This is a genomic window from Streptomyces chisholmiae (genome assembly GCF_031845445.1).
In the GTDB taxonomy this organism is placed as follows: Bacteria; Actinomycetota; Actinomycetes; order Streptomycetales; family Streptomycetaceae; genus Streptomyces; species Streptomyces chisholmiae.
This window is the reverse complement of sequence record NZ_JAVREO010000007.1, coordinates 176,411-197,982: the sequence shown is the minus strand read 5'-3', so window position 1 is coordinate 197,982 and position 21,572 is coordinate 176,411. Positions and strand designations below refer to the sequence as shown.

Genomic DNA, 21,572 nt, shown 5'->3' with positions numbered 1-21,572 from the left:
CACCGGGCCCGGGAGGCGTCTGGGGGTCCCGGCTACGGGAGGTCGGGCAGGTGGACGCCGGCCGGGTCGGTGGCTTCCAGGGCCAGCCAGCCCTCCCGGCGCGGGCCGCGGGTGTGGATCAACAGGCGGTCGCCGGCGTCGAGTTCGCCCTGGTGGAGGGCGGCGCGCAGGGCCAGCCAGCTGTCGCAGGGGGCGCGTCCCGGCAGGTAGCGGGCGGGGGGGCCGGGGTCCGGTGGCTCGGCGGGGGGTGGGCCCTCGCCGCAGCCGAGGACGGTGAGCGGTCCTGGGCCGCGTACCAGGCGCAGGCCGATGGCGGTGAACCAGGCCATGCCGAGGCGGGCGTCGGCGAACAGCGGCTCGTCGCAGACCAGCGCGGTGGCGCGGGCGTCCTCGTCGAGCACCCAGCGCAGCAGGTCGAAGGGGAGCACGCCGCCGAGTTCGTCGAGGTGGGTGAGGCCGAGGTCGTCGCCGGTCCAGTCGAAGGCGTGCACCAGGCCGGCCAGGGCGGCCACCTTGGCGTCCCGGAGCGGTCCCGAGCGGACCAGGAACAGCGGCTCGTCGTCGGCCGGTTGGCCGAGCGCGGCGAGGGCGAGGGTGCTGACGTCGGGGCCGCCGGCCTCGGCGGCGTCGTCGGGGGTGACCACCAGCAGGTGGTCCAGGGGGATGCCGCTGGCGGCGGCGACCCGGCGGGCGCGGGGCAGCAGGGTGTCGGGGAAGTCCCGCAGCGGCTGGTAGTCGGTGTGTGGGAGGGCCGCGACGGACAGGGCGTGCACGCTCAGGTCAGCCATCGGCGTCTCCGTTCCGGTGGCCGCGGGCGATGTGCAGGCGCTGGATGGTGCCGGTGCCCTCCATGAACTCGAAGGCGCGCACGTCGCGGGTCCACTTCTCCAGCAGGGGGTGTTCGAGGAGGGCGGCGGGGCCGAGGGCGGCGCCGGCCCAGCGGGCGAGGTCGGTGGCCAGCCGGGTGGCGCCCAGCTTGGCGAGGTGGGCGGGGTGGCCGCGGTCGGGGTCGGCGTCGACGCGGGCGGCGGCCTGGTAGACGAGTTGGCGGGCGGCCTCGGCGCGGGCCTGGGCCAGCGGCAGTTCGGGGGCCGTCTTGCGGTGGTCGGCGACGTACCCGGTCATGGCGAGGGCGGTGCCGACGGCGGCGGCGGCGACCCGGACCCGCATCCGGTGGAAGGTGCGGGTGGCGGCCCAGATGCCGCGGCGGGTGACCGGCAGCTGCTGGCCGAGGAGGTCGGCGGCGGCGATCGGCACGCCGTCGAAGCGCAGTTCGCTGAGGTGGGCGCCGCGCAGGCCGACCATCTGGAGCGGCTCGGCGTGCCAGCCGGGCAGCGGGAGTTCGACGAGGGCGGCGCGGATGGCGAGCGGGGAGGGGCCGGTGCGGGCGAAGACGACGCCGACGGCGGCCCTGGCGCCCTGGCCGATGTAGCGCTTGGCGCCGTGCAGCAGCCAGCCGCCGGCGCCGTCGGGGGTGAGGCGGGTGGTCATGGCGGTGGCGTCGCTGCCGGCGGCCTCCTCGGACATGGCGAAGCAGGACCAGCCGCGGCCGTCGGCGAGCCGGGCGTGGAAGCGGGCCTTCTGGTCCGCGTCGCCGAGGAGTTCGACGAGGACGCCGGCCAGTCCCGGGGAGGGGCAGGCCAGCAGGGTGCCGACGTCGCCGTGGGCCAGCTCCACCATGCCGACGACGTTCTCCAGGCAGGCGGTGGGGGTGGGCAGGGGGCGGTCGGGGTCCTGGGGGGTGCCGGGGGTCTCGGCCCGCCGGATCAGGGCGTAGGTGGGCGAGTCGAGGTGGTCGGCCATGGCGTCCGGGTCGGCGTCGATGGCCAGGGCGCGGGCCCGCAGGTCGGCGGCGGCCTCGCGGGCGGTGTCCCGGATGGCGCGCAGCCGCGGGTCGCTGTCGATCATCGGGCTCCCTCGGTGGTCTCCAGGTCGTCGGCGACCACCTCGACGATGGCCACCTGGGTGTAGGCGCCCTGGCCGATGGCGACCAGGGCGCAGCGGTCGCCGGGCCGCAACCGGCCGGTGCGGTCGGCGTGTTCGAGTGCCATCAGGGCGTCGCCGCCGAAGTTGTGGCCGCGTTCGGCGATCAGGTCCAGGCAGATCCGGTCGGTGGGGATGCCGGTGTGGGCGCTGAAGGTGCGCCAGAACATGCGGTTGGACAGGTGCGGCATCACCCAGTCGAGGCGTTCGGGGGTGAGGCCGGCGGCCGCGACGGCCCGCCGCACGGTGTCGGTGGTGAGCTCGGCGCAGACCCGGCTGAACCGGGCTACCTCGTCGGGGGTCATCCGCATGTTGCGGTGGAAGCGGGCGTCCCGGGCGCCGGCGCCGGCCAGGTAGCGGTAGCGGTAGCCGGCCAGGCCGGCGGGTCCGCTGCGTTGCACGACGACGCCGACGGCGGTGTCGCCGCTGACGGTGGTGCCGGGGATGTAGCGGGCGGCGTCGTTGACGCTGCCCTGGTCGCCGCCGAGGACGAGGACCCGGTCGTCGGGGCGGGCGTCGGGGCGCCGCAGGTAGCGGCGGGCGAGGTCGACGCAGCGCAGCACGGAGGCGCAGTTGACGTGGCTGACGCCGTAGAGGGGGCTGGCGGGCAGGCCGAGGCGGTGCCGCAGCCGGTCGGGGAAGTCGTCGCCGAGGTCGCCCTCGGCCATCAGCAGGGTGTGGCCGTAGAGGACGAGGCTGGCGGTGCCGCCGTCGAGGGCGGCGGCGCCGGCCTGGGCCAGGAGTTCCTCCATGCGTTCGTCGGTGGCGAGGGTGGGTGAGGTGCGCAGGCCGTAGACGCGGGCGAACATGCGGCGTTCCAGGGGGCCGCAGCCGGCGCGGGCCAGGATGTCGTCGACGGCCTCGGAGTGGCCGGGGAGCGCGACGGCGACGCGGGAGAGTCCGACGTTCACGAGGCGGCCCGCCGGGTCGGGCGGGGCGGCGCCGGGTGGCCGGCCGCGCGGGGCGGCCGGCCCGGGGGCACCGTGCGTGGTGCCCGACACGGCAGGAGGGCCATCGGCTCAGACCACGGCCTTCCGAAAGCCGTCCTCGACGTAGTCGGTGAGGGAGCCGACGCTCTCGAAGACCTCGGGGCCCAGCTCGTCCGGGTCGATCTCCAGGCCCATGGTGTCCTCCAGGCTCATCAGCAGCTCGATCACGCTGGTCGAGTCGAGTGCCAGGTCCTCGAAGAGTCGCAGCTCGGGGGTGAGCGCGGGGAACTCCTTGTTGAGGACGGCGGACAGCGCGACGCGCAGGTGCTCGACGATCTCGGTTCGGGTCATGAGGTCTTCTCCTCCTGGGTGGTGGTGGCGGGGGGTTGCCGGCGTCCGCCGCGCGGGCCGGCGGCCTCGGCGGCCAGGGCCGGCCGGTCGGTCTTGCGGTTGGCGTTGAGGGGGAAGGCGTCCAGGTGCCGGTAGCCGAGCGGGATCAGCTGCCGGGGCAGCAGGGCGCCGAGTTCCTCCATCAGTTCGGGGGCCGGGCGGGGCCGGCCGAGGTAGTAGGCGAAGAGCTGGCCATCTACGGCGACGACGACGGCGTCGGTGACGCCCGGGAGGCGGCGCAGGGCGGTCTCGACCTCGGCGAGTTCGACCCGGATGCCGTTGATCTTGACCTGGTGGTCGCGGCGGCCGAGGTAGGCGAGTTCGCCGTCGGGCAGTCGGCGGACCAGGTCGCCGGTGCGGTACCAGCGGGCGCCGGCGTGCTCCAGGAAGCGTCCCCGGTCGTCGGCGGGGTCGAGGTAGCCGGGGAACAGCTGGTCGCCGGTGACGCAGAGTTCGCCGGTGGCGTCCGGGGTCTCCGGGACGGGCCGGCCGCCTTCGTCGGCGAGCAGCACGCGCAGGCCGGGGTGCGGGGTGCCGATGGGGACGATGTCGTGGACGCAGGCGTCCGGCGAGGTGGCGGGGTCCCAGCGGTGCACGGTGCAGGAGATGGTCAGCTCGGTGGGTCCGTAGAGGTTCTCCAGCCGGGAGGCGGGCGCGGCGGCCTGCCAGTCGGCGGCGTCGTGGCGCAGCAGTGGTTCGCCGCAGAAGAGGCTGAGGCGGAGACCGCCGAGCGCACCGGGGGTGAGGGCGCGCAGCCGGCGCAGCAGGGAGATGACGCTGGGTGAGGAGAACCAGACGGTGACGCCTTCGCGGGCCAGCCGGTCGGGGAGGGTGAGGAAGGACTGGGCGGGCAGCGAGACCAGGGTGCCGCCGGCGCCCCAGGCGGTGAACAGGTCGAACATGGCCAGGTCGAAGGTGAGGTCGAAGGTCTGGGAGAAGACGTCCTGGGGGGTGAAGCGGTAGCGGTCGTGGACGAACCGCAGGTAGGCGTCGACGTTGCGGTGGCGGACCGGGACGCCCTTGGGGCGGCCGGTGGAGCCGGAGGTGAAGAGGATGTACGCGGTCTCGTCCGGGTGCGGTGAGCGGGGCTGCGCCAGCGGCGGCCCGGTGGGCTGGTCGAGCACCAGGACGTCGGTCAACTCCTCCTTGAGGTCCGGGAGTTGTTCGCTGCCGGCGGGGTCGACGAGGAGCGCGTCCAGACCGGCCGCGCGGATCATGGCCCGGGTCCGCTCGGCGGGGTAGGCCGGGTTGAGGGGCACGGCGGCGGCCCCGGCGTAGCCGGCGGCCAGGATGCCCGCGTAGCCGTCGAGGCCGCGCTCGGTGAGCAGGCCGACCCGGCGGGGCGGCTGGTCGGCGCCGGCGAGCAGCGCGCCGGCCAGGATCAGCGCCCGCTGGTGCAGCTCGCGGTAGCTGACGGCGGTGCGGCCGACGCGCAGGGCGGTGGCGTCGGGGGCCAGCGCCAGGCCGCGCAGGAACCAGCCGTGCAGGTGGCCGGCGCCGCCGGCGGGCGGCCGGGGGGTGGTCGGGGCGTTCATGCGGGTCCTCGGTTCTGCGCGGGTCCTCGGTGCGGTGCGGGTCCTCGGTGTTGCCCGGGGTCTGGGTGCGGTGCGGCCGCCGACCGCGGGGCGGGAGCGGGCCGTGGTGCGGATGCGTGGGCGCGGGTCTGGGCGGCGGCGACGGCGACGACCAGGTCGGCCTGGTGGGTGAGGGTGATCACCAGGTCGTACAGGCCGATCTCGGCGGCGCGTTGGGCGGCGCCGCCGGCCAGCCGGGCGGTCGGGGCGCCCCAGCGGTCGGTGGTGACCTCGATGTCGCGCCAGCGCAGGCCCTGGCCGAAGCCGCGGCCGAGGACCTTGCAGACCGCCTCCTTGGCGCAGAACCGGCCGGCCAGCCGTTCGGCGTGCCGGGGGGCGCCGATCTCGCCGGCCTGGGCCAGTTCGGCCTCGGTGAAGACCAGCCGCCGGTAGCGGCGGTGTTCGGCGACCCGGGTGAAGCGGGGCACCGACAGCAGGTCCACGCCCATCCTCATGCCGGGCTCCCGACGGGTTGGGCGGTGGGGCGGGGGGCGGGCGCGAAGCGCAGGGTGGCCGGGTCGGTGGCGGCCAGGGCCAGCCAGCCCTCCCGGTGTGGCCCACGGGTGTGCATCAGCAGGCGTTCGCCGGTGGCGAGTTGGCCGCCGGCGAGGGCGGCGGCCAGCGCCAGCCAGCTGTCGCAGGGGCCGGTGCCGGTCAGCGGGGTGCCGGGCAGGCCGGCGGGCGGCGGGCCCTCGCCGCTGTCGAGCAGCCGCAGCGGGCCGGGGCCGCGACGCACCCGGAGGGCGACGGCGTGTGCGGGGCGCGGGTGGGCGCGTGCGGTCAGCGTCGGGTCGTCGCAGAGCAGGACAGTGGCGCGGTCCTCGATGGCCCAGTCCAGCAGCCGGGGGGCGAGGAGGCCGCCCAGCTCGTCGAGGTGGGTGAGGCCGAGTTCGGCGCCGGGCCAGTCGAAGTCGTGGACCAGCCGGCCGAGTTCGGCGACCGCGTGGTCGCGGGCCGGGCCGGAGCGGACCAGGAACAGCGGCTCGTCGCCGACCGGCCGGCCCAGGGTCAGGAGCGCGGTCAGGGCGCGGGCGGCGACGTCGGTGGCCGGGTCGACCGGCAGCAGCAGCTGCTCCCCCACCGGCGGGCCGCCGGCGGCGGCGACCAGCCGGGCCAGGTCCAGGGCGGCGGGGTCGGACGTCTCGGCCAGCGGCCGGTAGGCGGTGGCCGGGGTGGCGGCGACGGACAGGGCGTGCACGCTGAGGTCAGTCATCGGCGTGGCCGCTCTGGTGACCGCGGGCGATGTGCAGCCGCTGGATGTTGCTGGTGCCGTCCATGAACTCCAGGGCCCGCACGTCGCGGGTCCACTTCTCCAACAGCGGGTGTTCGACGAGCCCCGCGGGGCCGAGGGCGGCGCCGGCCCAGCGGGCGATGTCGGTGGCCAGCCGGGTGGCGCCCAGCTTGGCGACGCTGGAGAGGTAGCCGCGTTCGGGGGTGACGTCGAGCTGCGCGGCGGCCTGGTAGACGAGTTGGCGGGCGGCCTCGGCGCGGGCCAGCACCAGGGGCAGCCCGGCGGCGGTCTTGCGGTGCTCGGCGACGTACTCGGCCATGGCCAGGCTGGTGCCGACGGCGGCGGCGGCCAGCTGCATCCGCATGTTGTGGAAGGTGGTCATGGCGCCCCAGATGCCGCGGCGGGTGACCGGCAGGTGCTGGCCGAGGAGCGCGTCGCCGGGGATCGGCACGCCGTCGAAGCGCAGCTCGCTCAGGTAGGCGCCGCGCAGGCCGACCATCTCCAGCCGCTCGGCGTGCCAGCCGGGCAGCGGCAGTTCGACGAGGACGGCGCGGATGGACAGCGCGGAGCGGCCGGTGCGGGCGAAGACCACGCCGACGCCGGCCCGCGCCCCGTGGCCGATGTACCGCTTGGCGCCGTGCAGCAGCCAGCCGCCGGCGCCGTCCGGGGTGAGCCGGCTGGTCATGGCGGTGGCGTCGTTGCCGGCTGCCTCCTCGGACATGGCGAAGCAGGACCAGGTCTGCCCGTCTGCGAGCCGGCCGTAGAAGCGGGCCTTCTGCTCCTCGTCGCCGAGGAGTTCGACGAAGACGCCGGCCAGCGCGGGGGACGGGCAGGCCAGCAGGGTGGCGACGTCGCCCTGGAACAGCTCGACGAGGCCGACGATGCTCTCCAGGCAGGTGCCCCGGTCCGGGCGGGCCGCGGCGTCGGGGGCACGGTGGGCGGCGGGGATGCTGGACTCGCGGATCAGCGCGTAGGTGGGCGAGTCCAGGTGTTCGGCCATGGCGTCCGGGTCGGTGTCGATGGCCAGGGCGCGGGCCCGCAGGTCGGCGGCGGCCTCGCGGTGGGTGTCGCGGATGGCGCGCAGGCGCGCGTCGAGCTCGATCACGGCTGGCCCCCGTCCCGGACGACCCAGGTGTTGCCGACCAGGACCGAGACGTGCAGGGCCCGGGCCGGGTGGTCGGCGATGTAGCCGGCGGCGCCGAAGAGCTTCAGCACCTCCCAGCCGAGGTCGTCGAGCCGGTCGTGGGCGTCGGCGAGGGCGCCCGGGTCGTCCTGGCCGTGGACCTGGACGCGGAGCAGCTCGATCTCGGTGAGGGCGTCGGCGATGGCGCCGGTGACCAGCTGCTTGCGGATCAGCGGCTCGTCGCCGGAGACCCGGCCGGTGAGGTGCTCGACGGCCTGGTCCAGCAGCCGGCGGACCAGGCCGATGCGGGCGGCGGCCAGCCGCCGGCCGACGTCGACCAGCGCGGCCGGGGGGTGCGGGGCGGTGCCCGGGGTGGCCAGGAAGACCACCCCCTCGTGGTCGGCGAGGCGGTGGCGGCGCACCGGGGCGTCGGCGGACAGGCCTGCCTCGGGCACGGCCGCGTACCGGCCGGGGGCGGTGGCGGCCACCTCGGTGTCGGCGACGGCGGCGGCCAGCCCGGCGGCCAGGCCCTCCTGGCGGGCCAGGCGCTCGCACTCCGGCAGGGCGTCCCGTAGGGCGGTTGTCATCGGGAATCCTCCTGAACTTCGACCAGCGTGGCCTGGAAGTAGGCGCCCAACGCCAGGGAGACCAGGGCGCAGCGGTCGCCGGGCCGCAACTGGCCGGCGCGGTCTGCGTGTTCGAGGGCCATCAGGGCGTCGCCGCCGAAGTTGTGGCCGCGTTCGGCGATCAGGTCCAGGCAGATCCGGTCGGCCGGGATGCCGGTGCCGGCGCTGAAGGTGCGCCAGAACATCCGGTTGGACAGGTGCGGCATCACCCAGTCGATGTCGCCGGTCGACAGGCCGGCGGCGAGCGCGGCGCGGGTCACCACCTCGACCGCGCCGCGCTGGCAGACCTCGCCGAAGAGGCGGCTGTCGTCGCGGGAGAGCTGGAGGTTGCGGTGGAAGCGGACGTCCCGGAGGGTGGCGCCGCCTAAGTAGCGGTAGCGGCCGGCGCCCCGGCGGGCGACGACGCCGACCGCGCCGTCGCCGCCGACGGCCATCGCGGGGATGACCCGGGACGCCTCGTGCACGCTGGCCTGGTCGCCGCCGATGACCAGCACCCGGTCCTCTTGGGTGGCGGTGGGCCGCCGCAGGTAGCGGTGGGCCAGCTCCAGGGAGCGGAGCACGGAGACGCAGTTGACGTGGCTGACGCCGTAGAGTTCGGCGTCCGGCAGGCCCAGGCCCGCCCGGAGCCGGTCGGCGAAGCCGCCGTCCAGCTGGAACTCCTGGGTGAGCATGGTGTGCCCGTAGAGCACCAGCTGCGCCTGTCCGCCGTCGAGGGCGGCGGTGCCAGCCTCGACGAGCAGGTCGGCCATCCGTTCGTCGGGGGCCAGGGTCGGGGTGTCGCGCAGGCCGTAGATCCGGGTGAACACCTTGCGTTCCAGCGGGCCGTGGCCGGTGCGGGCGAGCACGTCGGCGACCGGCTCCGTCCGGCGGGGCAGCCGCACCGCGATTCGGGAGAGTCCGACGGCCATGTCAGACCGCGGTCGCCTTGCCGAAACCGGCCTCGACGTAGTCGGTGAGGGAACCGACGGTGCGGAAGACCTCGGGGCCCAGCTCGTCCGGGTCGATCTCCAGGCCGACGGTGTCCTCCAGGCTCATCAGCAGCTCGATGACGCTGGTGGAGTCCAGGCCGAGGTCGTCGAAGAGGCTCAGGTCGGGGTCGAACCGGTCGAGGGGTCGGTTGAGCACCGCGGAGAGCGCGGCGCGCAGCTGGTCAACGATCTCCGAACGGTCCATCAGGGCTGCTCTCCTTCGGCGGTTTCGGCGGTTGCGGCGGTTTCGTCGGTGGGGCTGATCAGGCGCTGCGGGCGCAGCAGGTCGTCGGGCTGATCGCGCTCGCGCACCAGGTGGGCGCGGCCGGCCCGGACCAGGACCTCGGCGGGGTAGCCGTGGCTGAGGAAGAGGCCGGGCGAGGCGGTCGGGCCGTAGGCGCCGGAGTTGCGCAGGCCGACCAGGTCGCCGGGGCGCAGCGCGGGCAGTTCGGCGCGTTTGAGTACGGAGTCGTTGGGGGTGCACAGCGGCCCGGTGACGTTCCACGGGCCGACCTCGCCGGTGGGGCGTTCGGTGAGCAGCTCGGCGGGGAAGTTCCGCTTGACGAAGGAGCCGATGCCGACGGCCGCCATGTGGTGGTGGGTGCCGCCGTCGGCGACGGCGAACCGCTCCCCCATGGACTCCTTGACGTAGCGGACCCGGAAGACGTAGGTGCCGGCGCCGCCGGCGAGGTAGCGGCCGGACTCCATGATGAGCCGGGTCTCCGGGTGGGCGCCGGCGAACTTGTCGAGCAGCGGGTTGAGTTGGTCGGCGACGTCGGCGGCGGCCAGCTCCTCCTCGCCGTCGAAGTAGGGCACGCCCAGGCCGCCGCCGATGTCGACGGCGTCCAGCCGGATGCCGGTGGCGGCGGCGACCCGCTCGGCCAGGTCCAGGATGTAGCGGGTGTTCTTGCCGACCACCTCGGCGTCCAGGATGCGGGTGCCGAGGTAGACGTGGACGCCGGCCACGTCGGCGTGCCGGTAGCGGGCGGTGAGGTCGCCGGCGGCCAGCACCTGCTCCTCGTCGATGCCGAACTGGCGGGGCTTGCCGCCCATGGTCAGGCGGGAGCCGCTGATCGCCAGGGCCGGGTTGACCCGGAGCAGGACGCGCTGGCGCTGGCCGCGTTCGGCGGCCAACCGTTCGATGTCGTCGAGTTCGTCGAAGGACTCGCAGACGATCGCGTAGACGCCGGCGTCCAGGCAGGCGGTCAGCTCCCGCTGGCTCTTGCCAGGGCCGAGGAAGATGACGTCCTCGGGCGGGGTGCCGGCGGTCAGCGCGGTGCGCAGCTCGACCAGGGAGGACACCTCGGCGCGGGCGCCGCCGGACCGCAGGGTGGCGTAGACGCTGATGTTGGGGTTGGCCTTAAGCGAGTAGAAGACCTCAAGGCGCGGGTGGAGCGCGGTGCGCAGGCCGGTGACGGCGCCGGTCAGCCGCTCGGCGTCGTAGACGTAGAGCGGGGTGCCGAACTCCTCGGCCAGCTCCTCGTAGCTGATGCCCTGGACGTTCATGCCTGACCCTCCGTCAGCTCCCGCAGGCGGTGCTCCGCCGTGTCGCGTACCGTGAGCGCCGCCTCGGCGGTGGGGGCGACGCAGATGCCGTACAGCCGGCCGTGGAAGCTGCCGGTCCCGGTGGCCGCCGCGTTCAGCGTGGCGAAGTTGTTGATCAGCACGCCGGACCGGCCAGGGGTGCGCAGCAGCAGCTCGCCGAGGGCGTCGGCGACCTCGGGGAAGGTGTGCGGCCGGCTGGGCCGCAGCCCGAAGGTGGCCGCGATGGCGTGGTGGCCGGCGGGGATGAACCGTTCGGCGATCCGGCTCTGGTAGGTGGACATGTTGAACCTGGCGTTGATCTCCAGGCAGGGGTAGAGGGTGCCGTCGGCGGTGAGCATGGCGTCCACGCCGACGACGCCGTGGTAGCCCTCCTCGAAGAGGGCGGCGCCGATCAGCTCGACGGCGGTGCGCAGCTCGGCCTCGGCGGTGGCGGGCAGCTCGACCGGGAAGCGGTGCCCCTGGTGGACGCCCTCGCGCAGCACGGCCGCCTTCACGGTCTCGAACCTGACCTGGCCCCCGCTGCCCACCACCAGCTGGTAGTTGAGGTCCTGGGCACCTTCGATCCAGCTCTCGACGACCAGCCGGGCCGGGGCGTCGGCGCCCCGGCGTTCGATCAGCCGCAGCAGGCGGGCGGCGCCGCGTTCGTCGCGCACCTGGACCATGCCTCGTCCGGAGACGCCGAGCGACTCCTTGACGACCACCCGGCCGCCGCCGGCGAGCAGGGCCTCAAGGGTGCCGCGCAGCTCGCCGACGGTTTCGCAGACGGCGCCGGGCACGGCGCGCAGGCCGAGGCGCTCGACCAGCCGGCGGCTGAAGATCTTGCCGTTGACGTGCTTGCAGACCTGGGCCGACGGGCCGGCCAGCGGCAGCCCGGTCTCCTTGGCCAGCGCCTCCTCGGCCGGGGAGATGCCCAGCGGCATCAGGTAGGTGCGGCCGTCGGCCAGCGCACGCAGCCGGCCCAGCAGCTCAGGGGAGTCGAGGGCGTCCTCGGTGACGGTGTGCTCGGGGGTGCTGCGCTCGGCGGCCAGCACCTGGCCGGCGGCGGCGCCCAGACCGCCGAGGTAGTCGGTGAACGCCGCGTCCATGGGGGCCTTGAGCAGCACCAGGTCGCCGGTGTCGGCCAGCAGCGCGCCCATTTCCTCCATCCGGTTGACCGTGGTGCCGGCGAAGGAAATTCCGGCGCCGGGGAGTTTGGGCTCCCCGACCGCCCAACTTCTCTCCACCTCGAAGTTGTTGAGAAACACGAAACGCGATCCTGGGTCTCCGGTCAGGTCTTGTTTCAGGCGTTCCACGAAATTCATCGGGTTCTCCCGGAGTTCGACGGTGGGCAGGGGCGCAGCGTGTCGGCGACCGCGCGCAGCGGACGGGGGGCGGCCAGGTCGCCGAGGGTGCCCGTCCAGCCCCGGTCGGCGAGCGCGGCCAGCACCCGGGGCAGCCGCAGCAGCCGGCCGCCGGCGGCCGGGTAGGAGTCCGCGAGGTCGACCAGGTCCAGGCCGTTGACCTCGGCGACCGCCGCGGCCAGCGCCGGGTGGGCGGGGTGCGGGGCGGCACCGGGGGTGGCGTCGGCGGGCGCCGGGGTGGCGGTCTCGGCCGGCGGGGTGAGGCCCACCAGCCGGACCGCCTCCTCGACCCGCAGGTCGACCGTCGGGTCCGCGTGCGCGGTCAGCAGCGCCGCGTAGCCGCGCAGGAACCGCTCCACGGCCGCGCGGTCGGCGATCTCGTCGAGCGCCTGGAGGGCGAGGGTGACGCCGTCGGACCACTCGTAGACCCGCAGGTAGAGGTCGGAGCCGGCGCGCGCCCAGTCCAGCGGGGCGGCGTTCCAGACGAAGCGGTCGCGGCCGGTGCGGCACGAACGGGGCGCGTTGTCCAGGAAGTTCAGCTCCGAGGCGACCCGCACCGACTGGCCGCGGCGGGCGCTTTCGGCGGCCACCAGCTCGTCGATCCGGTCGAAGGGCACGTGCCCGTTGGCCATGGCCTGCCGCACCCGGGTGGCGGCCCGCCGCAGCACCTCGCTGAACGGCGGGTCGTCGGTCAGGTCGAGCGCGCACAGCAGCGGGTGGGACATGCAGGTCAGCACGGACGGCAGGGCGCTGGCGGCGCGTTGGCTGGTGTACAGCCGGTGCGGCACCCGGCGCCGGCCGGTGTGCGCGGCCAACGCGACGGCGTAGCCGGCGACATGTACGGCGGCCGGCCAGACGTGCGCGTTGGCGGCGATCGCCCGGGTGGCGGCCAGCAGGCCGGGCACCGTCAACGAGGCGCTGTGCGCGGCGGGTTCGGCGGCCCTGGCGGCGGTCCCGGTGGCGGTCCTGCGGGCGGCGTGGATGTCGGTGGGCAGCGCCCGGATCTCCTCGCGCCAGTGCGCCAGCGCGGTCTCCGGGTGGGTGCCGGCCTCCCGGGTGGCGAGGTCGACGGGCTGGTCGGCGACCGGCGGCAGCGCGGCGGGCCGGCCGGCGACCCGGGCGGCCAGCAGCGCGTCGAGTTCGGCGCTGAGCTGGTCGAGGGCCACGTCGTCGAAGGCCAGGTGGTTGAAGACCAGGTGCAGCCGCCGGAGTTGGTCGCCCGAGGTGATCAGGCAGGCCCGCAGCGGGCCCTCGGCGGCCAGGTCGAAGGGGGTCTCGGTGAGCCGCCTGACCTCGGCGGCCGGGTCCTGCTCGACGGATACCTCGACCATCGGGGGCGGCGCGGGGGGCCGCACCAGCTGGCGCGGCCAGGGCGCGGCGTTCAGGTCGTAGACGGTGCGCAGGCCCTCGTGCCGGCGGACCAGGTGGGTGAGCGCGGCCCGCACGTGCTCGGTGGTGCAGCCCGGGGGCAGTGGGTAGCTGGTCGCGATGTGCGCCTCGTGCCGGGAGGCGGCCGGGGCGGCCAGGTAGCGCAGCACATGGTGGTGCTGGCCCCAGCACAGGTTCGCGCTCCGCACCGGTGGCATGCGCGCCTCCCCTCGTCCGCTGTTGGTCGTCGGCTGTTGGCCCGACCGGCACCGCTCGTTCGGCGGTGGCCGGTGGTCAGCTGAATAGTCGCCGACGCCGACGCATTTCGTCTTCAGGTCGGCGGTGACATCAACCGGGCGGCATATTGCTGCCGTTGACAGCGGGAATTCGACAAGAGGAGTCTCTTTTTCGTCCCGGCACCGGCGGCTGCCGGAGTCGGGCTGAATTCCAGTGAGAACTCGCCGTTTTACGAAGGAGAGTCACATGACCAAGCATGTCGCCACGAAGGCGATCGCCCACAAGGTGATCGCGCACAAGGTCATCGCGCACAAGGCGATCGCCCACAAGGCCATCGCGCACAAGATCGTGGCCCACAAGATCGTGGCCCACAAGGCGATCGCGCACAAGGCCATCGCGCACAAGGCGATCGCCCACAAGGTCGTCGCCTGATCCCCGGCGGTGTGGCGGCGGAGTCCGCTCCGGCGCCACACCGCCAGCTCGCCGTCACGGAGGAACCATGCGAGACGCGATCGAGGCGTGTGAACGCGCCGGCCGCACCCAGGGCCTGGCCGCCGGGCTCGCGCTGGCCCTGGACGGGGCCGGCGCCGACGCGGCCCCCGGCCGGCTGGCCGCGCTGCCGAGCGACGCCGTGCCGCCCGGCGCGACCCTGGTGACGCACCGGCTGGCCGCCCGGGAGGGCGTCAGCTTCGTCCGTCGCACCACCCGGCGGGCGCTGCCGGAGGAGGAAAGGACCCGGCTGGCCGCCCGGTTGGCCGCCCTCCGGCTCGGCACCACCCGCGGCCTGCGGGACCGGGTGGTGGCCCACCTCGCCGCGCGGGTCTCCGGCGGCGAGCCGACGCTCCGCAAGCAGCTGGTGCAGGGCGCGCTGGCCGACGCGCAGGTGACCGTCGAGACGGTGCGCCGCACCCTGCTGGTGGCCGGCGACCTGACCGGCACCGTCGTCGAGTGCCACCACCGGCTGACCGAGCTGGACTGGGAGTTGACCAAGCTGCTGGGCGCCTCCGGCTACGCCGGGCCGGGCGCGGCGCGGACCGCGTTCGTGGCCCGACTGACGGCGAACTGCTGGCTGCCGGGGAAGGTCGCGTCGTGGCGAGGCTGACCGCCGAGCTGCGGGAGCTGCGCGCCGGCTGCCGTGAACTGGCCGGCGAGCTGCGGGAGATCGCGCTGGCGGTGGACGCCGAGCCGCGGGACACCGACCGGCTGCGGGCCAACGCGGCGCTTGAGCTGCTGCGCGTGGTCGGCACCCCGCGGCGGCACCGGGCCGCGGCGGTGCCCGGCTGGGCCGAGCCGTTCGCCGACAGCGCCCTGGCCCGGGTGGTGGGCAACGTGGAGCTGGCCCGGGGCGACGTGGGCGCGTTGAACGCCTGCGCCGCGCCCTCGCTGGCCGGGCTCACCGTGGACGCCCTCGGCGACCGGGACCAACAGGACTACTTCTACGGGACGTTGGCGCGGCACGGCTGCTGGACGTTCTTCGGCATGACGGAGCCGGAGCACGGCAGCGACGCCACCGCGATGCGCACCCGGCTGGCCGGGGACGACGCCGGCGGCTACCGGCTGCACGGCGTCAAGCGCTATGTGGCGAACGCGGTGCGCGGCGAGATCGGCGTGGTCTTCGCCAGGACCGGCCCGACCCCGCTGGCCATCCGGGCGGTGCTGCTGCGCCGGGGCGCGCCCGGGCTCGGCGGGTCCGACCTGGAGATGCTGGGGCTGCGCGGCGCCAGGCTGGGCGAGCTGACCTTCGACGGCGTGCCGGTGCCGGCCGAGCACCTGCTGGGCCGGCGGCTGCCGGCCTCCCGGCGCGGCCTGTGGGGCGCCAACCGGGCGTTCGGCGTGGTGCGGCTGCAGATCGCCGCCCAGGCGCTGGGCGCCGGCTACGCCATGCGGGACGAGGTGCGCGCGCTGCGGCCCGGCTGGGACGGGCACCGGCCGGTCACCGCCCGGCTGGACGCCGCCCGGGAGCTGCTCTACGACCTGGCGGCCGCCTCCGACGCCGACCCGGACGACCGGCGGCCCCCGTCGCTCGCCAAGCTGCACACCGCCGCGCTGGCCGTCGAGGTCGGCCGGTGGGCCGAGTCGGTGCTGCCGGCCGGCGCGCTGGTGGAGCGGCCGCTGTTGGAGAAGTGGTGCCGGGACGTCATGGCCTTCGAGTTCATGGACGGCACCAGTCACATGCTCCGTCTGACCGTCGCGCCGGACGCGGCGCCCCGCAGGGAGGGATCCCGTTGACCGACCCCCACACCAGCCCGCCGCCCTGGTCCAGCCGCCCCTTCGGGCCGGCCGACCTGGCGGCGGTGCTCGCGCTCTTCGAGGAGCCGGACTTCCACTACCGAACCGACCAGCCGGACACCCGCTCGACCGCGGAGATCGTGGCGCTGCTCGGCGACGACACCCGGGTGCTGCTGGCCGGCGGGCGGGTGGTCGGCCTGTACGCGCTCAGCCCCGACGGGGCGGAGCACGGCGGCGGCTTCCTGCTGACCCTGCGGCTCTCCCGAGCGGTGCCGGAGTCCTGGTGGGCCGCGGCCTACGCGGAGGTGGAGCTGGCCGGCCACTGGCACCACGAGATCGTGCGGCTGTCCACCCGGTTCGCCAGCCACGACGCCAGGGGCCTGCGGGTGGCGCGGCGGCTGCCGCTGGTCGAGGAGGGCGTGTTGGCCGAGGTGACGGCACGGGACGGCGACCGGTTCGGGCAGGTCTTCTTCGCCCGGGTCTGGAGTCCGGCGGGATGAGACTGCGTGGATACCGCGACCGGGACGCCGAGTTGCTGAGCGGCCCGTGGCCGCCGGGCGAGCTGTTGGGGCTGCCGCTGCCGAACTGGCCGGCGCTGGCGCCGTTCACCTCGGTGCCGCCGCCGTCCGGCGAGGGGGACGAGGAGCTGTGTGTGGCGGGGGACGCCGCCTTCGTGCGGTACACCGACATCGACTGGGTGCGCCGGCGGGCGCGGTTGGAGATCGGCGTGCGGCACCCGGTGCCCGAGGGGCTGGACGCGCTGCTGGCCGCCGCCGTGGCGCACGGGCTGCGCCGGTTGAACCTGCACCGGCTCCACGGCTGGGTGACGCCGCTGGTGGCGCCGGCCGACGGGGGTCTGGCCGGGACTTTGTCCAAGGCCGGGCTGGTGCGGGAGGCGACCGTGCCGGAGCACCTGTGGCTGGCCGGCCGCGCGGTGGACCGGGAGATCTGGGGGGTGGTCCGGGATGACTGAGCTGACCGCGCTGGACGACGCGGGGGCCGCGGCGGCGCTGCGCGCGGCGGGCGCCGCGGCGCGCGGCTTCCTCGACCTCGATCCGGTGACGCAGAACGACGCGCTGCTGGCGCGGACGCTGGCGGGGGTCGAGGGGCGGGTGTTCCGGGCCGGCGACGCGCTGGTGGGCGCCGCGCCCAACCCGCGCCAGCCACGACAGGCGCTGGTGGCCTGCACCTCGGACGAGCCGGCGGCGGTGCGCGCCCTGGTGGGGTTCCTGGTGACCTACCGCAGGACCACCTCCGGGCTGGCGCTGGTGCCGGACGGCGCCCCGGCGGTGGCCGCGTTCCGGGGCGCCGGCTTCACGGAGCTCGGGGTGCTGCGGGACCACGGCTACGGCTCGGGGGCGTACCACGACGTGCGGGTCCTGTTCGGGGCCGGGTTCGGGAAGGCGGTGGCGGCATGGCGTCCGTGACGGTGCGGCACTTCGCGGCGGAGGACATCCCGCTCCGGCTCGAACTGCTGCGGGAGGCCAGGTTCCAGGCGAACCTGTCGGACTTCGCGGTGCAGGCGGCGGACGCCGACCTGGTGGCCGACGTGCACCGGACGATCGCCGAACGGCAGGCGGAGCGGCGGATCTTCACCCTCTGCACGGCCGGCGGGCGGGTGATGGGCTTCGCCTGGATCACCTCGGTCGACTGGCGCCACCAGAGCTGCGAGCTGTCCTTCGGGATGCTGCCCCGCTACCGGGGCGGCTTGGGGGCGCTGGCCGTGGAGGCGGCGCACGACTACGTGCGGGCCGAGCTGAACATGCGGGTGGTCGTCAACCAGGTGCTGGAGCACAACACGATGCTCCAGTCCGCCGCTTCGCTGGCCGCCAACCGGCAGGTCAGGTGCGCCTACGACTCGTACACGGTCGGCGAGTGGCGGGCCACCTGCTACTGGACGCTGACCGAGGAGGACGTGGCGGCCGACCGGGCGCTGCGGGCCGACCGGCGGCGGCGGGTGGCCGAGCGGATCCGGGCCAGGACGGGGGACGCCGGGTGAGCGGCTATCTGCGGTTTCCGGTGCCCTACGCCGAGGGCATCGTCTTCACCTGCGAGGACGACCTGTGGTCGGTGCCGGCGGCGGGCGGCCGGGCCAGCCGGCTGACGGCCGGCCGGGGCGAGGCCACCCGGGCGCGGGTCTCCCCCGACGGGGCGTGGATCGCGTTCACCGGCACCGAGGACGGGCCGACCGAGGTGTACGTGATGCCGGCGGCCGGCGGCCCGGCGCGGCGGCTGACGTTCCAGGGCGCGCGCTGCGCCACGGTGGACTGGCACCCGCGGACCGGGGAGATCGTCTACGCCAGCGCGGCGGGGCTGCCCTACGGCTTCGGGCAGCGGCTGTTCGCGGTCGACCCGGCGGGCGGCCGCCCCCGGCTGCTGGGCGGCCCGGCCGACAGTGTGGCCTTCGGCCCCGGCGGCCGGGTGGTGATCGGCCACAACACCGGCGACCCGGCCCGTTGGAAGCGGTACCGGGGCGGCAGTGCCGGCGAACTGTGGCTGGCCGACGACGAGTTGGCGCCGGCGCGGCGACTGCTTGAGCTGCCGGGGAATCTGGCCAGCCCGTGCTGGGCCGGGGAGGAGGTCTACTTCCTGTCCGACCACGAGGGCGTCGCGCAGGTCTACTCCTGCCGCCCGGACGGCACCGGGCTGACCCGGCACACCGACCACGAGACGTACTACGCCCGCCAGTTGACCAGCGACGGGCGGCGGTTGAGCTACCAGTCGGGGGCCGAGCTGTGGCTGCTGACCCCGGGCGACGGGCCGGCCCGGCCGGTGGAGGTGGAGCTGGCCGGCGCGCGCGCCGGCTGCGCCCGCCGGTTCGTGCCGCCGGGCGAGTACCTGGACGACGTCCGGCTGAGCCCGGACGGCGGCCGGCTGGCGGTGGCGGCCCGCGGCCAGGCGGTGACGCTGGCCCCGTGGTCGGGCCCGGTGCGGTGGCACGGCCGGGCCGAGGGGGTGCGCTACCGGCTGCTGGACTGGCTGGCGGACGGCGAGCGGCTGGTGGCGGTGGCGGCCGACGAGGGGCCGGAGGAGCGGCTGGTGACGCTCGCCGCCGAGGGCGGGCCGGCGGAGGACGAGCTGGTGGGCGGCGGCTTCGGCTGCGTCAGCGAGCTGGCCGCCGCGCCGGCGGGACCGCTGGTCGGGTACGCCACCAACCGGCAGCAGCTGTGGCTGGTGGACACCTCGGCCGAGGGCGCGACGCCGCGCCTGGTGGACACCTCGGACGCGGACCGGATCGGCGAGCTGGCGTGGTCGCCTGACGGCCGCTGGCTGGCCTACACCTTCCCGCTGGACCAGCACCGCTCGGCGATCCGGCTGGCGGAGGCGGCGACCGGGCGGGTGCACCAGGTCAGCGAGCCGGTGCTGCGGGACAGTTGCCCGGCCTTCGATCCGCAGGGCCGGTTCCTGTACTTCCTGGGCCAGCGTGAGCTGCACGCGGAGTACGACCAGGTGCGGTTCGACCTGGGCTTCCCGTTCGGCACCCGGCCGTACCTGGTGCCGCTGCGGGCCGCCGACCCGGTGCCCTTCGGCCCGGCCGGGCAGGCCGCGCTGGTCGCTTCGGCCCGGGCCCAGGCCGAAGCGGAGGCCGAAGCGGAGGCCGAGACGGAGGGCGAGGGCGGGGCCGGCGACGGCGGGGAGAGCGGCCCGGTGGAGATCGAGCTGGCCGGGATCGCCGACCGGGCGACACCGATGCCGGTGCCGGAGGGCCGCTACACCGGCCTGTTCGGGGTGCCGGGCGGCGCGTTGCTGCTGACCCAGCCGCTGCTGCCGGCCGCCGACGACCGGCAGCCCGGCGCGCCGGAGGCCCAGGTCACGCTCGTCACCTGGGCGGGCCCTGACGCCACCGCCGAGTGGCTCGGCCCGCTGGACGAGCTGGCCGCCGCCCCGGACGGGGAGACGCTGCTCTACCGCTGCGGTGACCGGCTGCGGCTGCTGCCCACCGACTCCGTGGCCCGGCTGGTCGCCGAGCACCCGGGGACGGACGCCCCGACCGGCGCGCACACCGGCTGGGTCGACCTGGACCGGGCGCGGGTGCCGCTGCGGCCGGCCGGCGAGTGGCGGCAGATGTTCCGCGAGGCGTGGCGGCTGCAACGGGAGTCGTTCTGGGACGCCGACATGGCCGGCCTGGACTGGCCGGCGGTCTACGAGCGGTACGCGCCGCTGGCCGAACGGGTCGCCTGCCGCTCGGAGTTGTCCGACCTGATCTGGGAACTCCAGGGCGAGCTGGGCACCTCGCACGCCTACGAGCAGGGCGGCGAGTACCCGGACCGGCCCGGCCACAGCCAGGGCCTGCTGGGCGTGGACTGGGACGAGACGGCGCCGGCCGGCGAGTGGCGGATCGCCCGGGTGCTGCGCGGCGACCCGTGGCAGGCCAAGGCCACCTCGCCGTGCCGGCGGCCGGGCGTGGACGTGCGGCCGGGTGACACGGTGACCGCCGTGGACGGCCGGCCGGTGGGCCCGGCCGGGCCGGGAGAGCTGCTGGTCGGACAGGCCGACCGGGAGGTCGAGCTGACCCTGCGGCACGGCGGGGGCCCGGCCCGGCGGGTGACCGTGCGGGCGGCCGACAGCGAGTACCGGGCCCGGCACCTGGACTGGGTGGCCGGCAACCGGGAGCTGGTGGCGAAGCTGTCGGCGGGCCGGCTCGGCTATCTCCACGTGCCGGACATGCTCGGCACCGGCTACGCCGACTTCGTGCGCGGCTTCCTCGGCGAACTGGACCACGAGGGCCTGTTGGTGGACGTGCGGTACAACACCGGCGGGCACATCTCGCCGCTGCTGCTGGACCTGCTGGCCCGGCGCGGCGGCGGGGAGCGCCGGGGCCGGCGCGGGGCGCGGACCAGGCACCCGGCCGAGGCGAGCACCGGGGCGCTGGCCGTGCTGGTGAACGAGCACACCGGCTCCGACGGGGAAATCTTCGCGCACGGCTTCCGCCAGCGGGGCCTGGGCCGGCTGGTGGGCCGGCGCACCTGGGGCGGGGTGGTCGCCACCTGGCCCCGGCAGCTGCTGGCGGACGGCACGGTCACCACCCAGCCGGAGTTCCGGTTCTACCTGGACGGTGTGGGCGACCTGCTGGAGAACCGGGGGGTGCTACCGGACCGCGAGGTGGCGCGGCCACCACGGCTGGGACCGGCCGCCGAGGACGAGCAACTGCACGTCGCGGTGCGGTTGTTGCTGGCGGAGCTGGCCGCCGGGGCACCGGCGGGTGGCGCGCGCGGCGCGGCGCGGGGGCCGGCGTGATCCCGCCGCCCGGCGAGTGCCACCTGTGGCTGGTCCCGGTCCGGCCGCGCGCCGGCTGGCTGCCGCTGCTCGACCCGGCGGAGCGGGCCCGCGCCGAGCGGCTGGCCGGCACCCCGGCCGCCGCCGAGCTGGTCACCTCGCGGGCCGCGCAACGGCTGATCGGCGCCAGGTACCTGGGCGGGCCGCCGGCGGCGGTGCGCACCGACCGGTCCTGTACGCACTGTGGCGCGCGCGGCCACGGGCCGCCCCGGTTCGTCGGGCGACCCGACCTGGTGCACTCGGTGGCGCACGCCGGCGGCTGGCTGCTGGTCGCGGTGACGGGGGGCGCGCCGGTCGGCGTCGATCTGGAGGCACCGGGCGCCGCGCGCGATCCGGTGGGGCTGGCCCGGGCGTCGCTGACGCCCGACGAGCGGCGGCGGTGCGCCGAACTGCCGGCGGCCGAGCGGCCCGGCTGGCTGCTGTCGGCGTGGACCCGCAAGGAGGCGGCGATGAAGCTGACCGGCCTCGGCCTGCGGGCCGCGCCCCGGCTGGTGGACGTCGCCGGCCCGCGCGCGGTGGCCGACGGGGTGCCGGGCTGGCCGGCCGGGCCGGTGCTGCTGCGGGACCTGCCGCTGCCGGACGGCTGCGTGGGGGCGTTGGCCACCACCCGGCCGGTGACCCGGCTGCGTTGGCGGTCCCTGCCGGCGGCGGTCGAGGCGGCGCCGGTGCCGGCCGGGATGCCGGACGGGGCCGCTGACCTGGGCGTGGGGGTGTCGGCTGGGCCGCGCGGCTAAATGCGGGTAGTGACTACC

General features: G+C 75.9%; 23 protein-coding genes. 9 read left to right on the top strand and 14 right to left on the bottom strand.

The features are described 5' to 3' along the window. Positions 1–32: 32 nt before the first annotated feature. Genes RM844_RS13900 through RM844_RS13835 form a run of 14 tightly spaced genes read right to left on the bottom strand, consistent with a single transcriptional unit; the run spans position 33 to position 13,295 of the window. A complete protein-coding gene (locus RM844_RS13900; RefSeq protein ID WP_311667443.1) occupies positions 33–788 on the bottom strand; it encodes a hypothetical protein in 756 nt (251 codons plus the stop codon). Beyond that, positions 781–1,908: an acyl-CoA dehydrogenase family protein gene (locus tag RM844_RS13895; RefSeq protein WP_311667442.1), complete on the bottom strand. Its 1,128-nt coding sequence runs from the start codon at positions 1,906–1,908 to the stop codon at positions 781–783. Before RM844_RS13895 ends, RM844_RS13900 begins: the two co-directional genes overlap by 8 nt. After that, on the bottom strand, positions 1,905–2,984 hold the full coding sequence (locus tag RM844_RS13890) for a 3-oxoacyl-[acyl-carrier-protein] synthase III C-terminal domain-containing protein (RefSeq protein ID WP_311667441.1): 1,080 nt from the start codon (positions 2,982–2,984) through the stop codon (positions 1,905–1,907). The genes RM844_RS13895 and RM844_RS13890 overlap by 4 nt, the downstream gene beginning before the upstream one ends. A gap of 18 nt (positions 2,985–3,002) precedes the next feature. After that, complete coding sequence (locus RM844_RS13885) at positions 3,003–3,263, bottom strand: acyl carrier protein (protein ID WP_311667440.1); 261 nt, start codon at positions 3,261–3,263, stop codon at positions 3,003–3,005. Beyond that, on the bottom strand, positions 3,260–4,837 hold the full coding sequence (locus RM844_RS13880; protein ID WP_311667439.1) for an amino acid adenylation domain-containing protein: 1,578 nt from the start codon (positions 4,835–4,837) through the stop codon (positions 3,260–3,262). The genes RM844_RS13885 and RM844_RS13880 overlap by 4 nt, the downstream gene beginning before the upstream one ends. Further along, positions 4,834–5,331 (bottom strand): holo-ACP synthase, encoded by a 498-nt coding sequence (locus RM844_RS13875; RefSeq protein WP_311667438.1) that lies wholly within the window; start codon positions 5,329–5,331, stop codon positions 4,834–4,836. The genes RM844_RS13880 and RM844_RS13875 overlap by 4 nt, the downstream gene beginning before the upstream one ends. Next, positions 5,328–6,089, bottom strand: coding sequence for a hypothetical protein (locus RM844_RS13870; protein WP_311667437.1), 762 nt, complete (start codon positions 6,087–6,089; stop codon positions 5,328–5,330). Before RM844_RS13870 ends, RM844_RS13875 begins: the two co-directional genes overlap by 4 nt. Continuing rightward, positions 6,082–7,212 carry an acyl-CoA dehydrogenase family protein gene (locus RM844_RS13865; RefSeq protein ID WP_311667436.1) on the bottom strand — a complete coding sequence of 377 codons (1,131 nt, stop codon included), beginning with the start codon at positions 7,210–7,212 and terminating at the stop codon, positions 6,082–6,084. Before RM844_RS13865 ends, RM844_RS13870 begins: the two co-directional genes overlap by 8 nt. Next, entirely contained in the window at positions 7,209–7,817 is a 609-nt protein-coding gene (locus tag RM844_RS13860; protein ID WP_311667435.1) for an acyl-CoA dehydrogenase family protein, read from the bottom strand. The genes RM844_RS13865 and RM844_RS13860 overlap by 4 nt, the downstream gene beginning before the upstream one ends. Then, on the bottom strand, positions 7,814–8,764 hold the full coding sequence (locus RM844_RS13855) for a 3-oxoacyl-[acyl-carrier-protein] synthase III C-terminal domain-containing protein (RefSeq protein ID WP_311667434.1): 951 nt from the start codon (positions 8,762–8,764) through the stop codon (positions 7,814–7,816). The genes RM844_RS13860 and RM844_RS13855 overlap by 4 nt, the downstream gene beginning before the upstream one ends. Position 8,765: 1 nt before the next feature. Further along, a complete protein-coding gene (locus RM844_RS13850) occupies positions 8,766–9,029 on the bottom strand; it encodes an acyl carrier protein (RefSeq protein WP_311667433.1) in 264 nt (87 codons plus the stop codon). Further along, positions 9,029–10,330: a type III PLP-dependent enzyme gene (locus RM844_RS13845; RefSeq protein ID WP_311667432.1), complete on the bottom strand. Its 1,302-nt coding sequence runs from the start codon at positions 10,328–10,330 to the stop codon at positions 9,029–9,031. Before RM844_RS13845 ends, RM844_RS13850 begins: the two co-directional genes overlap by 1 nt. Further along, positions 10,327–11,613, bottom strand: a complete 1,287-nt coding sequence (locus RM844_RS13840; protein WP_311667431.1) for a preATP grasp domain-containing protein — start codon at positions 11,611–11,613, stop codon at positions 10,327–10,329. The genes RM844_RS13845 and RM844_RS13840 overlap by 4 nt, the downstream gene beginning before the upstream one ends. Positions 11,614–11,666: 53 nt before the next feature. Further along, positions 11,667–13,295 (bottom strand): condensation domain-containing protein, encoded by a 1,629-nt coding sequence (locus RM844_RS13835; protein ID WP_311667430.1) that lies wholly within the window; start codon positions 13,293–13,295, stop codon positions 11,667–11,669. A 265-nt stretch (positions 13,296–13,560) separates the two neighbouring features. Between RM844_RS13835 and RM844_RS13830 the strand changes: the two genes are divergently transcribed. The 9 genes from RM844_RS13830 (at position 13,561) to RM844_RS13790 (ending at position 21,554) form a co-directional block, all read left to right on the top strand. Beyond that, positions 13,561–13,746, top strand: a complete 186-nt coding sequence (locus RM844_RS13830) for a hypothetical protein (RefSeq protein WP_311667429.1) — start codon at positions 13,561–13,563, stop codon at positions 13,744–13,746. A 67-nt stretch (positions 13,747–13,813) separates the two neighbouring features. After that, entirely contained in the window at positions 13,814–14,416 is a 603-nt protein-coding gene (locus tag RM844_RS13825; protein ID WP_311667428.1) for an acyl-CoA dehydrogenase, read from the top strand. Next, the gene (locus RM844_RS13820; RefSeq protein WP_311667427.1) at positions 14,404–15,543 is read left to right on the top strand and encodes an acyl-CoA dehydrogenase family protein; all 1,140 of its coding nucleotides are present in this window, start codon (positions 14,404–14,406) and stop codon (positions 15,541–15,543) included. Before RM844_RS13825 ends, RM844_RS13820 begins: the two co-directional genes overlap by 13 nt. Next, positions 15,540–16,043 carry a hypothetical protein gene (locus RM844_RS13815; RefSeq protein ID WP_311667426.1) on the top strand — a complete coding sequence of 168 codons (504 nt, stop codon included), beginning with the start codon at positions 15,540–15,542 and terminating at the stop codon, positions 16,041–16,043. Before RM844_RS13820 ends, RM844_RS13815 begins: the two co-directional genes overlap by 4 nt. After that, on the top strand, positions 16,040–16,516 hold the full coding sequence (locus RM844_RS13810) for a hypothetical protein (RefSeq protein WP_311667425.1): 477 nt from the start codon (positions 16,040–16,042) through the stop codon (positions 16,514–16,516). The genes RM844_RS13815 and RM844_RS13810 overlap by 4 nt, the downstream gene beginning before the upstream one ends. Beyond that, positions 16,509–16,970 (top strand): hypothetical protein, encoded by a 462-nt coding sequence (locus tag RM844_RS13805; RefSeq protein WP_311667424.1) that lies wholly within the window; start codon positions 16,509–16,511, stop codon positions 16,968–16,970. The genes RM844_RS13810 and RM844_RS13805 overlap by 8 nt, the downstream gene beginning before the upstream one ends. Further along, on the top strand, positions 16,958–17,542 hold the full coding sequence (locus RM844_RS13800) for a GNAT family N-acetyltransferase (RefSeq protein WP_311667423.1): 585 nt from the start codon (positions 16,958–16,960) through the stop codon (positions 17,540–17,542). Before RM844_RS13805 ends, RM844_RS13800 begins: the two co-directional genes overlap by 13 nt. After that, complete coding sequence (locus tag RM844_RS13795; RefSeq protein ID WP_311667422.1) at positions 17,539–20,781, top strand: S41 family peptidase; 3,243 nt, start codon at positions 17,539–17,541, stop codon at positions 20,779–20,781. The genes RM844_RS13800 and RM844_RS13795 overlap by 4 nt, the downstream gene beginning before the upstream one ends. Next, positions 20,778–21,554, top strand: a complete 777-nt coding sequence (locus RM844_RS13790; RefSeq protein WP_311667421.1) for a 4'-phosphopantetheinyl transferase family protein — start codon at positions 20,778–20,780, stop codon at positions 21,552–21,554. Before RM844_RS13795 ends, RM844_RS13790 begins: the two co-directional genes overlap by 4 nt. The last annotated feature ends 18 nt before the right edge of the window (positions 21,555–21,572 follow it).